Annotated in this window: 12 protein-coding genes; 5 read left to right on the top strand and 7 right to left on the bottom strand. The window is 63.9% G+C overall.

Translation table 11 applies throughout. The features are described 5' to 3' along the window. Positions 1–131: 131 nt before the first annotated feature. A complete protein-coding gene (locus tag ACH2DG_RS02555; RefSeq protein WP_395024156.1) occupies positions 132–1,010 on the bottom strand; it encodes a helix-turn-helix domain-containing protein in 879 nt (292 codons plus the stop codon). 140 nt (positions 1,011–1,150) lie between these two features. On the opposite strand from ACH2DG_RS02555, the gene ACH2DG_RS02550 reads away from it, so the two are divergent. Beyond that, on the top strand, positions 1,151–1,573 hold the full coding sequence (locus ACH2DG_RS02550; RefSeq protein WP_395024155.1) for a hypothetical protein: 423 nt from the start codon (positions 1,151–1,153) through the stop codon (positions 1,571–1,573). A gap of 85 nt (positions 1,574–1,658) precedes the next feature. Here ACH2DG_RS02550 and ACH2DG_RS02545 read toward each other — a convergent pair whose 3' ends face one another. Both ACH2DG_RS02545 and ACH2DG_RS02540 read right to left on the bottom strand, forming a co-directional pair. Further along, the gene (locus ACH2DG_RS02545) at positions 1,659–1,955 is read right to left on the bottom strand and encodes a hypothetical protein (protein WP_224151878.1); all 297 of its coding nucleotides are present in this window, start codon (positions 1,953–1,955) and stop codon (positions 1,659–1,661) included. Between the two features lie 263 nt (positions 1,956–2,218). Further along, positions 2,219–3,121, bottom strand: coding sequence for a LysR family transcriptional regulator (locus tag ACH2DG_RS02540; RefSeq protein WP_395024154.1), 903 nt, complete (start codon positions 3,119–3,121; stop codon positions 2,219–2,221). A gap of 205 nt (positions 3,122–3,326) precedes the next feature. Between ACH2DG_RS02540 and ACH2DG_RS02535 the strand changes: the two genes are divergently transcribed. From ACH2DG_RS02535 to ACH2DG_RS02525, 3 genes are all read left to right on the top strand, one after another. After that, the gene (locus ACH2DG_RS02535) at positions 3,327–5,030 is read left to right on the top strand and encodes an acyl-CoA dehydrogenase family protein (protein WP_395024153.1); all 1,704 of its coding nucleotides are present in this window, start codon (positions 3,327–3,329) and stop codon (positions 5,028–5,030) included. Between the two features lie 172 nt (positions 5,031–5,202). Further along, the gene (locus ACH2DG_RS02530; protein WP_395024401.1) at positions 5,203–6,174 is read left to right on the top strand and encodes a Bug family tripartite tricarboxylate transporter substrate binding protein; all 972 of its coding nucleotides are present in this window, start codon (positions 5,203–5,205) and stop codon (positions 6,172–6,174) included. A 35-nt stretch (positions 6,175–6,209) separates the two neighbouring features. Then, positions 6,210–7,358 (top strand): CaiB/BaiF CoA transferase family protein, encoded by a 1,149-nt coding sequence (locus tag ACH2DG_RS02525; protein ID WP_395024152.1) that lies wholly within the window; start codon positions 6,210–6,212, stop codon positions 7,356–7,358. Positions 7,359–7,455: 97 nt separating this feature from the next. Here the strand turns inward: ACH2DG_RS02525 and ACH2DG_RS02520 are convergent, their stop codons facing one another. Together ACH2DG_RS02520 and ACH2DG_RS02515 are read right to left on the bottom strand one after the other, a co-directional pair. Continuing rightward, positions 7,456–8,169: a DNA/RNA non-specific endonuclease gene (locus ACH2DG_RS02520; protein WP_395024151.1), complete on the bottom strand. Its 714-nt coding sequence runs from the start codon at positions 8,167–8,169 to the stop codon at positions 7,456–7,458. Between the two features lie 71 nt (positions 8,170–8,240). After that, positions 8,241–9,146 (bottom strand): LysR family transcriptional regulator, encoded by a 906-nt coding sequence (locus tag ACH2DG_RS02515; protein ID WP_395024150.1) that lies wholly within the window; start codon positions 9,144–9,146, stop codon positions 8,241–8,243. Positions 9,147–9,402: 256 nt separating this feature from the next. Between ACH2DG_RS02515 and ACH2DG_RS02510 the strand changes: the two genes are divergently transcribed. Further along, positions 9,403–10,161 (top strand): sulfite exporter TauE/SafE family protein, encoded by a 759-nt coding sequence (locus tag ACH2DG_RS02510; protein WP_395024149.1) that lies wholly within the window; start codon positions 9,403–9,405, stop codon positions 10,159–10,161. A gap of 86 nt (positions 10,162–10,247) precedes the next feature. Here ACH2DG_RS02510 and tolA read toward each other — a convergent pair whose 3' ends face one another. Together tolA and ACH2DG_RS02500 are read right to left on the bottom strand one after the other, a co-directional pair. Further along, positions 10,248–11,390, bottom strand: a complete 1,143-nt coding sequence (gene tolA / locus ACH2DG_RS02505) for a cell envelope integrity protein TolA (protein WP_395024148.1) — start codon at positions 11,388–11,390, stop codon at positions 10,248–10,250. Between the two features lie 21 nt (positions 11,391–11,411). Continuing rightward, the gene (locus tag ACH2DG_RS02500; protein ID WP_395024147.1) at positions 11,412–11,846 is read right to left on the bottom strand and encodes a biopolymer transporter ExbD; all 435 of its coding nucleotides are present in this window, start codon (positions 11,844–11,846) and stop codon (positions 11,412–11,414) included. Between the last annotated feature and the right edge of the window lie 16 nt (positions 11,847–11,862).

The following is an 11,862-nucleotide window of genomic DNA, read 5'->3' as shown; positions in this document are numbered from 1 at the left end:
AGCCTGAGGGCTGCTGAAGCACAGGGCTGCATTTGCCACGCCCCTAGACAAACCCCGCCAGATGATGTCTGGCGGGGTTTTTTCATTGCATCGGCAAGGGGGGGCTGCGTTCGGCCCGTGCAGCCGGGCAATCAGGCATCGGGGGCGCCAGCCGCAGCCTGCATGGCGGCACGCATGTCCGCCAAGGCCGTTTTGGTTGCGGCATCCGCAGGAAAGAAGGATTCGACCGCCAGCTCCTGCAGGGTCACATCCACCGGCGTGCCGAAGATGGTGATGGTGCTGATGAAGCTCAGCTTTCCCACAGAGGTGTGCAGCTCGAAGGGGACGGCAATGTGGCTGTCGGGGCCAGCGCCGTGCGAGGCATCCTCGCCGCCCTGGCAGGGGTAGGCGGCGATTTCGTCATGCAGGGCCTGCAACTGGCTGTCGGCTGTTGCTGCAATCTGCTGTTGCAGGCGGTGCAGCAGGTGGGCTCGCCATTGCGTGGCATTGGCCAGGCGCGGGCTCAGCCCTTCGGGGTGGAGGCTCAGGCGCAGGACATTCACCGGCGGCACCAGCAGGTGCGGCGCAACGCCTTCGAGCAGCAGCGGCACGATGGCATTGGCGGCCACCAGATTCCAGTGCCGATCCACCGCGAGCGCGGGGTTGGGCTCGTGGCCCCGGAGCACCAGCTCCACGGCCTGGCGTGCTGCCGCCAGATCAGGATGGTCCAGTGGGCGCGCCTGGTACATGGGCGCAAAGCCCGCAGCCACCAGCAGCGCATTGCGCTCGCGCAGCGGCACCGACAGGCGCTCGGCCAGGCGCAGCACCATTTCGCGGCTGGGCTGCGCGCGGCCGGTTTCCACATAGCTCAGGTGCCGGGTCGAAATATCGGCTTCCAGCGCCAGGCCTTGCTGGCTCAACCGGCGGTGCTGGCGCCAATGGCGCAGGTGCTCGCCAAATGGGGTGCGGGCCCCTGGAGGCGCAGCGGGTGCACGAGATGCATGAGGGGAGGGCGCGGTGCTGGTGTTCATGCCTGCATCGTAGTGGCAACTGGGAAGAGCGCGCCATGACCTGCGAGGTTATCGACGCCATGCGAGCAGGCGGGAATCATGGAGCCCAGCAGCCGGTACTGGACTGGCCGCAGACCTACTTCATTCAACAGGAGTCTTTCATGTCCGTCTTTGCTTCTCCCCGGTTCTTGCCCCGTGTGATGTGGGCCGATGCAGCGTCCTGTGCGGGTACAGGCATTGCCCAGCTGGCTTTTACGCAGCCGCTCGCCCGCTTGACGGGCCTGCCTCCATCCTTGCTGGCCGGGACGGGGCTCTTTTTGCTGGCCTATGCCTTGGCTGCGGGCTGGATGGCGCGCCGCCAGCCAGTGCCGCGCACACTGATCGGGCTGGTGGCCGTGGGCAATCTGGGCTGGGCGCTGGCTTGTGCGGCCCTGGTTCTGGGCTCCAGCCTGGTATTGAGCGGCTGGGGCGTGGCATGGGTGGCGGTGCAGGCGGTTGTTGTGCTGGCCCTGGCCGATCTGCAGTGGATGGGGCTGCGCGCCACGCGGCGGGCAGCCATGCCGAGTCAGCGGGCGGTTGTCTGAACTTGCCGCCAGAGGCCGCCCCGCTCGACTTGCAGACAGCTGGAAGCCGGAGCCCAGCTTCCACGCTGGGCCTGCTAGCAAGGCATCAATGCAGCTTGACTTCAAAAAACGCTTCTTCTACCGCGATGTCGCGAAAGCCGGCAAACCGGGCGCGTTCAAAGGCCTTGAGCCAGCTGCGGGCCAACTGTTCCTGGCCGGGGTTGATCTCATCAGCGCCTTCTGCAGCGCTGCTCCACGCTTCCCATGCCTCCACCAGTGCTTGTTCCGAAGGGAACTGGCGCTGCAGCTCTTTGACAAAACGCGCTTCTGCCTTGCTGCGCAGCGCCGGTTCAATGCCCTGGCAATCCTGCAGGTGGGCTTCGATCAGGGTGACAGTTTCCATGGATGAATATCTGTATATAAAAACAGTATTAAGTATCTTATGAAACTGTTTATTTGTACAGTTATTTTGTGCAAATTGTTTCGCTGCATCCGCTGAAGAGGGTGTTGCATGGCAGGCGGCCCGTCAGGCCCAAGCACAGAAACCGGCGGAAAAAACGCTGCCGGTCTTGAATGAAAACGCTATGAAAATAATAGTTGAAGTGCACGCTGTATAAGCACTAGTGAGTAGTCTCACTTGGATGAGGTTACCCGTGCCTTTGGCTGCTATACCTTGCCTTTGCCAATGGCGCTGACGGCAGCGCGCAAGTTGTGCAGCAGATCCTGCACCAGCGCGTTGTCCGGCTGGCTGCGCCAGATTGCCAGCAGTTCGGACACGGGGTGCTGGCCCTGCAGCGGCCTGAAGACGAGCCGTGGCATGCCCACGCGCTGCAGGGCAGCGGGCACGATGGCGGTTCCCTGGCCGTGGGAGACCAGCGACAGCACCGATAACCAGTGCCGTACCTCGTGGCGAATCTCCGGGGCAAAGCCGTGCGCCATGCACATCTGGTAGATGCGCTGGTGGTAGACCGGCGAGACGGCGCTGGAAAAGAGAATCAGGCGCTCGTCCTTCAGGCGCGCCAGATCGATATCCGGCTCCTTCGCCAATGCGTGGCCTTCGGGCAGGCAGGCGACGAAGGCCTCCTCCATCAGCAACTGGCTGGCAATGCCTTCGGGCAGCAGAATGCTGTGCACCAGACCCAGATCAAGCCGGCCCTGCTGCAGGCCCTGCACCTGCTCGGCACTGTTGAGTTCGAGCATGTCCACGCGCACCTGCGGGTGCTGCGCCTGAAAGGCTGCCAGTGCCTGCGGCACGCCACGGTACAAGGCCGACCCGACAAAACCCAGCCGCAGGTGGCCGCGAACGCCATGGCCCACATCACGCGTCTCCTGCACTGCCTGCTGGGACAGGGTCAGCAGTTGCCGCGCGCGGGGCAGCAGGTGCTCGCCCGCAGGCGTCAGGCGCACGCCCTTGCTGGTGCGCTCGAACAGCTGGGCGCCAATTTCCTCTTCCAGCTGCTTGATGGCTACCGACAGCGGCGGCTGCGATATGGACAAGCGCCTGGCCGCGCGGCTGAAATGCAGTTCTTCGGCGAGGGTGGCGAAGTAGTTGAGAAGGCGCAGCTCCATGCTGTCTCCTTGAATCCGGGCTCCTTCATCCACGGTTGGTTCCATGGCTCTGGGAAGCTATTCATACTTAATATGTATCGATCAAGATTTTAATAATATTTGACGCGAATCGGCCAGGGTGCTGAAATTCAGCGATCGAACACAGGCTGCGCTGCAGGCTCCAAGGTGGAACTGTGGCGACAGACCCGCTTTCCAGGAGACGCGCATGTCCGCCCATGACCAGCCCCAGCATACTGCCATTGCCAAGACGGTGCTGTCCAACGAACACCCGGTGCCAGATCGCCATGGCGCCAATTTCTACGAGACCGATCCCGAGCTGCAGGCACTGCTCAAGCTGTATCTGCCTGTCGATCTGCTAGCGCATCTGCAGCCGCATTTTGCGCGCATGGGAGAGTTGGCAGGTGGCCGGATCGACGAGTTGGCAGGCATTGCCGACAAGAACCCGCCCACGCTCGAATACCGCACCCGCGCGGGCGAAGACAGGCAGCGCATCATCAAGCACCCGGCCTATGAAGAGCTGGAGCGCATTGCCTACGGCCAGTTCGGCCTGCAGGCCATCTCGCACCGCGACGACATGCTGGGCTGGAAGGGCAAGATGCCGCCCATCGTCAAATATGCGCTGACGTACCTGTTCGTGCAGTCCGAGTTCGGGCTGTGCTGCCCGCTGTCGATGACCGACTCGCTCACCCGCACCCTCAAGAAGTTCGGTGACCAGGCGCTGGTAGACAAATACCTGCCTCAGCTCCTGTCGCTGGACTGGGACACGCAGGCCCAGGGCGCGATGTTCATGACCGAGCAGGCGGCGGGCTCCGATATCTCGAACACCCAGACCGTTGCCAAGGCGGCTGCCGATGGCAGCTGGCGCCTGACAGGCGACAAGTGGTTCTGCTCCAACCCCGATGCAGCATTTGCCATGGTGCTGGCGCATGTCGATGGCGCGCCTGCCGGCATGAAGGGCATTTCGCTCTTCTTGCTGCCGCGCACGCTGGACGACGGCAGCGCCAACCACTACCGCATCATCCGCCTCAAGGACAAGATGGGCACCAAATCCATGGCCAGTGGCGAGATCCGCATGGACGGCGCCGTGGCCTACCTGGTGGGTGAGCAGGGCCGGGGCTTTGTGCAGATGGCCGACATGGTCAACAACTCGCGCCTCTCCAATGGCGTGCGTTCGGCAGGAATGATGCGCCGCGCCGTGGCCGAGGCCGAGTTCGTCGCACGCGAGCGCATCGCCTTCGGCAAGCGCCTTGAAGACATGCCGCTGATGCAGCGCCAGCTCGACAAGCTGCGCGTGCCCGCCGAGCAGGCCCGCACCATGGTGTTCCAGACCGCGCGCACATTGATGCGCTCGGACGCGGGTGAAGAAAACGCCTACGCGCTGCTGCGCATCCTCACGCCGATGATCAAGTTCCGCGCCTGCCGCGATGCGCGCAAGGTGACGGGCGACGCCATGGAAGTGCGTGGCGGCTGCGGCTATATCGAAGAGTGGAGCGATCCGCGCCTGGTGCGCGATTCGCACCTGGGCTCGATCTGGGAAGGCACCAGCAACATCGTGGCGCTCGATGTGATCCGCGCCATCAAGCGCGAAGGCTCGCTGCCGGTATTGCAGGCGTATCTGAAGGATTTGCTCGACCACAGCACGACCAGCCCAGGCTACCGCAAGGCGCTGGAAGACGCATTGGGCCGCGCCAGTGCGCTGGCCGAGCGTGCCGCGCAGGAAGGTGGCGACGCGCTGGCCCGCCAGGCCGCCACGGGCCTGTACAACTGCACCACGGCGATTGCCATGGCATGGGAAGCGGGCAAGACCGGATCTGCAGAGCGCCTGCGCCTGTCGCAACTGGTGCTGCTGCACCGCGTGCTGCCACGCGATCCGCTGGAGAGCGGCGCCGTGCCTGCCGACTGGCGGTAAGGCGGCGACCGGTTGATACAAGCAGTTTTAGGAAAAAGTGCTGATGGCACGCACGGTGTGTGCGCCATAAGCTGCTTTTTTGATAGTGAGTTGTTCTGTGGTGCGGCGCAAAACCGTGCTGCAGGCAGCGCAACAACAAGATGCAAGGAGACAGATGATGAAAAAACGCAGCATGTTGCTGGCCCTCGTGGCCGCAGGTATGGGCCAGTGGATGGGCGCTTCGGTGGCCAGTGCGGCAGAGAAGTTTCCTGATCGCCCGATCATGTTCACCGTGCCCTTCCCGCCGGGCGGGCCCACGGATGCCATGGCGCGCATTCTGGCCACCGCAATGACGCAGGAGCTGGGCCAGAGCGTGATCGTGGAAAACAAGGCGGGCGCTGGCGGCAACATTGGCGCCGAGTACGTGGCGCGTGCCAAGCCTGACGGCTACACCATCATGTTTGGCACCTCCGGCCCGCTGGCCATCAACCAGAGCCTGTACAAGGCCATCAAGTACGATCCGCGCACCAGCTTTGCGCCCATCATCTACGTGGGCTACCTGCCCAACATCCTGGTGGTCAAGCCCGATCTGCCCGTCAAGAACGTGCAGGAGCTGATTGCTCTCGACAAGGCCCAGCCTGGCAAACTCAACTTTGCCTCGTCGGGCAACGGCGCTTCGTCGCACCTGGCAGGTGTCATGTTCAACGGCGTTGCCGGCACCCATCTGCAGCACATTCCCTACAAGGGCACGGGCCCTGCGCTCAACGACCTGCTGGCCGGTCAGGTGGACATGACCTTCACCGACATCCTCACCGCCATGCCGTACATCAAGACCGGCAAGGTGAAGGCGCTGGGCGTGGCCACCGCCAAAAAATCCAGCGCCATGCCCGAGATTCCGACCGTGGCCGAGCAGGGCCTCAAAGGCTATGACGTGAGCGTATTCTTTGGTGTGGTGGCACCCAAGGGAACGCCGCAGGACCGCATTCAGGTGCTGAACCAGGCCTTTTCCAAGGCGCTGGATTCGGACGCTGTGAAGAAGGCATTTGCCGCCCAGGGGCTGGAGGCATCGCCTGACCGTTCGCCAGCCTACCTGGCGGGCTTCATCAAGACCGAAGTGGACAAGTGGAAATCCGTTGTGCAGCAGTCGGGTGTGACGCTGGATTGAACGCACAATCAGGGCCCAACCATCAGCATCCGAGCATGAGCAATACTCCGCAATCCATTCCCAATACCGGCGCGCTCAAGGGCGTGCGCGTGCTGGACCTCTCGCGCATCCTGGGTGGCCCGCTGTGCGGCCAGATCCTGGGCGACCATGGCGCCGATGTGCTCAAGGTCGAGCCGCCGCAGGGCGACGACACCCGCACCTGGGGCCCCCCGTTCCGCGACGGCGTAGCTTCGTACTATTTTGGCCTCAACCGCAACAAGCGCATCCAGTTCATGGACCTGGCAAGCCCCGAGGGGCAGCGGGAAATCAAGGAACTGATGGCGCAGGCCGACGTGGTGGTGGAAAACTTCAAGGTCGGCACCATGGAGAAATGGGGCATCGGCTACGAGCAGATGCAGCATGTGTTTCCGCACCTGGTGTGGTGCCGTGTGACCGGCTTTGGCGCCGACGGCCCGCTGGGCAGCCTGCCCGGCTACGACGCCGCCATCCAGGCCATGGCAGGCCTGATGAGCATCAATGGCGAAGCCGACCGTGATCCGCTGCGTGTGGGCCTGCCCGTGGTCGACATGGTGACGGGCCTGAACGCCGTCATCGGCGTGCTGCTGGCGCTGCACGAGCGCGCGGCCAGCGGCCAGGGCCAGCTGGTGGATGCATCGCTCTACGACGCAGGCATTTCGCTGCTGCACCCGCATGCAGCCAACTGGTTCATGAATGGCAAGATTCCCGGCCGCTCCGGCAATGCCCACCCCAACATCTACCCCTACGATGTGGTGAGCACCGGTACCTCGCCCATTTTTCTGGCTGTGGGCAACGACCGCCAGTTCCGCCTGATGTGCAAGCACCTTGGCCAAGAAGGGCTGGCGGACGACCCGCGTTACGCCACGGCGGGCCAGCGCTCGGTGCACCGGGCCGCGCTCAAGCCGCTGCTGGAGACGGCTTTTGCTGCGCTGGACGGTGTCAAGCTCGCGGAGGAGCTGATGGACATCGGCGTGCCCGCTGCCCCGGTGCTGAATGTGGAACAGGCCCTGCAGGCTCCGCACACCCAGCACCGCGAGCTGGTCGTCAGAATGGGCGAATACACCGGCCTGGGCGCGCCGGTCAAGCTCAGCCGCACGCCTGCGTCCTACCGCTTTGCGCCGTTGACGGAAGGCAAGGCCTTTCTGGATGCCGCCAACGACGCCTAGGCGGTGATTGCCGCGCACCGCATGACGCAAAAGAGGCCGGAAGGCCTCTTTTTCATGGTCGTTCCCCGGGGGCTACGCCATTCAGGGGCCAGGCCACTCAGTTCAGCAGCCGGATGCCCGTGCGCTGAACAAATTCCTCGTAGCTGATCGGCTTGCCGGCACGGGTGGATTTCTGGTTGGCCTGCAGATGCACCCAGCGCTCGCCGGTGGCCGGGTCGTACACCATCTTGAACACGGCGTCCGGCACCCAGACTTCGCTGTTGCCGATCGTGCGGGGCTGGCGGCTGCTGAACACCGGGCCGGTGATCACGTACACATCGCCCCGGGCGCGGCGGATGTAGCGGCGCGTATCCTGCTCGATCTGCGACCAGGGCTTGCCGTTCTGCGTCGGGTCCTGCGGCACCATATTGGCCAGCGAATAGCTCTGCGCCTTGCCAAAGGTGGTGCTCATGTCGCCTGCGGCTGCCATGTGGCCCCGGCTGAGGCCAGAGCGGCGGTAGTCGGAGAGCAGGGCGCGTTCGGATTCGGGAAGGCGGGCTTCCTCATAGAACTTGTCATTGCGCTTCAGATCCTTGGCCTTGTTCAGCATTCGGGCGTTCAGGCGCTGGGCGGTGTAGAGCGGCGTCTTGGTCTGGCCCGAGTGCAGCACCGCAAACTCCTCAAAGCACAGCGCACGCTGCTGGCCATAGCCTTGAATGACCGGGGCCTTGCCAGCGAAGAATTGCGGGCAGTCATCAAAACCTGCTGCAAAAGCCGTAGCGGCACAGGAAAGCAGGGCGGGCGCGAGAAGAAAAGAGGGGCGGAAAAACATAAGCGCGCAAGTGTTGCACAACTTGGCGGGCTTGCGGCCAAAAACCTCGCGTGTTGCGGGCATTGAAACGGCTATGGGCTTGCAGGCAGTTCCATCAAAAAAGCCCAGAGTTGCTGCGCATGCGCAGGCAATTGCTCGGGGTTGCGGCAGGCCAGCACCAGGTGGCGCGCGGCCCATCCGGCAGCCAGGGGGAGGATGCGCAGTGGCGCCTGTGGCCAGCGCTCAACGCAACGCTGCGCGGCAGCCTGCGGTACCAGTGCTGCCCCCAGGCCCATGGCGGCCCAGTCGCACAGGGCGTCGAGATGCGGCGCTCTGGCACGGTAGCGCAGGCCAACGCCTGCCTGCAACGCCTGCGTGGCAATCAGCTGCTGCAAGGCATGCTGCGGGAGCAGTCCCAGCAGCGGCAAATCCTTGAGGTGGGGCAGCTCAATATCTGCTGGCATGCCATCCAGCAGCGGCGCAGGGCCCATCAGTACCAGCGGGTCGGCGCGCCAGGTCTGCGTATGCAGCGCGCCGGAGGGTGCCGCATTGGAGAGCACACCCAGGTCGGCCTCTCCGTCCATCAGCGCGCGTGCAATGGTGTCGCTGGTGCATTCGCGCAGCTCCAGTCGCAGCAGCGGATTGGCCTGCATGAAGGCGCCGAGCGGTGCAATCAGGTGTTCGCTGATGGCCGAGGTGTTGGCCAGCAGTTCGATGCGTGTACCCAGTCCTTCGCCAAAGGCCTGCATGTCGCCTGCCATCTGCTCCATCTGCAGCAGCATGCGGCGCGCGTGGGGCAGGAGCACGGCCCCGGCCTCGGTAGGCAACACGCCGCGCTTGCTGCGCGAGAGCAGGGCCGTGCCCAGCACGGCTTCCATGCCGCGGATGCGCTCGCTGGCCGACGCCAGGGTGATGTGGCTGCGCTCGGCGCCCTGCGTGATGGTGCCCGATTCCACCGTGTGCACAAAGAGGCGCAGGTCTTGCAGGTCAAAGCGCATGGCAGGCAAAGCGTGAAAGGGAGGTTGGATGCATCAATCCATGGTAGCGGGGTGTTGATGTTTTTGATATGGATTTTCCATACTGATTGTCAAAACTATCCAGTTTGTATTGTGAAGACGCTTGGTTCAGAATTTTTTCTATGGAAAAAACTGAAATGAATGGGTGCCTGCATGGCTTGCCACTGCTCCCTCCGGTTGCAGATGCGGGCTGTGTTGCCATGGCTGCTGCAAACACGCGGGCCTATGGAGGTGGCGCATGACGGATCCGGGCTGGTGGCTGGGTGTTGCAGCCGTCTTTGTGGTTGCGGGCATGGTCAAAGGGGTCGTGGGCCTGGGCTTGCCCACAGTATCGATGGCGTTGCTGGCGCTGTGGCTGAGCCCGGCAACCGCTGCGGCCTGGCTGGTGTTGCCCTCGATGGTGACGAATATGTGGCAAATGCGCCCCTGGCCACAGTTGCGCGTCTTGGCACGGCAGCTGTGGCCCATGCAATTGGGCGTGGTGATCGGTACCTTGGGCGCAGCCTGGCAGTTTGGCGCCTTGCAACTGGCCAGCAGCCAACGCTGGCTGGGCGCGGCGCTGGTGTTGTATGCGCTATGGGGGTTGTGGGGCAGGCCCCTGGTGATTCCGGCTTCTGCGGACGGCAGGCAGCAGTCGCTGGCGCATGCCATGCTGGGCGCGCTGGTGGGTGCGGCCACGGGTGTGGTGACGGCATTGACCGGCGTGTTCGTCATCCCGGCGGTGCCGTATCTGCAGAGCCTGGGCTTGGGCAAGGATGCCCTGATCCAGGCCATGGGCCTGAGCTTTTCGGTATCGACCATCGCACTGGCCATCAGCCTGCAGCAGCATGGCGGCGTGGCCATGGCCGAATGGGCATGGTCTGCACTGTGGCTGCTGCCCGCACTGGCAGGCATGTGGTGTGGCGAGCGGCTGCGCGGGCGGCTGTCGCCCCAGCTCTTCAAGCGCTGCCTGTTTGCGAGCCTGCTGTTGCTGGGGACCTATATGGCAGTTCGCTGAAAAAGTGCGCTGAAAACAAAAGCAGCCGAAGCTGCTTTTGTTTTTTGCTGCTGGCGATCAGCACATGTGCGGAGTTTGCCGTGCGCTCAGTCCTTGGGGCGGAAGCCGATGACAAGGTTGCTCGGCACCGTGCCATCCACATCCTTGGGCAGCGTCTCGGTCTTGTGCATGGCGCGCACCACGGCGTCGTCCCAAGCCTTGTTGCCGCTGGATTTGACCACGCGCACGCCGACGATGGTGCCGTCTGGTGCGGCACGCACTTCCAGCTCGGCGCGGGGGTTGCCCTGGATATCGTCCGGGAAGGCGATATTGGGGCGCACCTTGGCTGCCACTCGGCCGCCATAGCCGCCGGATGGGCCGCCTGCGCCCTTCGCGGTACCGCCGGGCGAGCCGCCCTTGGAGGCGCCGGATGCACCATCGGCCCCCGCCAGTCCCTGCATGCGCGCCAGATTGGCGGCACGCTGGGCTTCGGCGGCCTTGGCATCGGCTGCTGCCTTGGCTTTGGCCTTGGCGTCGGCTTCCGCCTTGGCCTTGGCATCGGCCTTGGCTTTTTCGGCCTTCTCGGCCTTTTCGCGCTCGGCTTGTTCCTTCTGGGCTTTTTCCTTGGCGTCCTTTTCCTTTTGCAGGCGGTCTTTCTTCTCCTGCTCCAGGCGGTCCTTCTTGTCCTGCTCGGCCTGCTTCTTGCGGTCGGCTTCCTTGCGTTCGGCCTCGGCTTTCTGCGCCTTTTCCCTGGCTTCTTTCTTCTCCTGCTCGATGCGGTCCTTCTTGTCCTGCTCGGCTTGCTTCTTGCGCTCGGCTTCCTTGCGTTCGGCCAGTTCGCGCTCCTTCTGTTCCTTTTGCTCGCGCAGCTTCTTTTCCTGCTCCTTTTTCTTGCGCAGGGCAATCTCGGCTTCGTGGTCGTCGTCATCCTCCTGTGCTGCAACAGGCTTGGGCGGCGGCGTCACCACGGGTTGGGGCGCGGGAGCAGGTGGTGGGGGAGGCGGTGGCGGCGGTTCAGGCACCGGCTGGGGAGCTGGCGGGGGCGTGACCGGGGCAGGCGCGGACTGTTCATTGGTGGGGGCCCACAGCTCGGCCTCGACAGCGGGCTGGTCGCTGTCTCGCGGGTTGCGCACCGTCCACAACAGTGCAATCACCACCAGCAAGTGCGCAACCGCGGCTAGGGACCAGGATTTGGTCCGCGACGGTGGCTTGGGTGGTGCGAACTGGTCGCGTTCTTGGCGAGGGGACATGGAAGCTTTTCGTCTTTTTGCTTACTTGCTGGCGCCGCCTGCAACCTGCAGGGCAATGCGCTGCACGTTGGCCCGCTGCAGGGCACCCATGGCGTCCATCACCTTCTGGTAGCTCAGGTCCTTGTCGGCCACCAGCAGTACGGCGCTGTCATCGGGCTGTTCGGTCTGCCAGGCCTTGGCGGCGTCGCCCAGCTCCTTCACCGTGAGGGCTTTGGTGGCCTTGCCGGTCTTGAGTTGGATGGTGCCGTCCTTTTCGAGCAGCACATGGGCGATGTTCTTGGTGGGCGGGCGTACGCTCTTGCCCGCCTTGGGCACATTGATGGCGCCGGGCGTGAGCATGGGTGCCGTCACCATGAAGATGATGAGCAGCACCAGCATCACGTCGATGAACGGAACCATGTTGATTTCGTTCACGGTGCGGCGGTTGCGTTTTCCGCGAGAGGCTACGGCCGGCATGGCAGTTTCCTTTGAA

Origin of the sequence: Comamonas odontotermitis (genome assembly GCF_040396735.1) — a bacterium.
In the GTDB taxonomy this organism is placed as follows: domain Bacteria; phylum Pseudomonadota; class Gammaproteobacteria; order Burkholderiales; family Burkholderiaceae_C; genus Comamonas; species Comamonas odontotermitis_C.
Note: the sequence above shows the minus strand (reverse complement) of the source record. Positions and strands in the feature narration are given on the sequence as shown.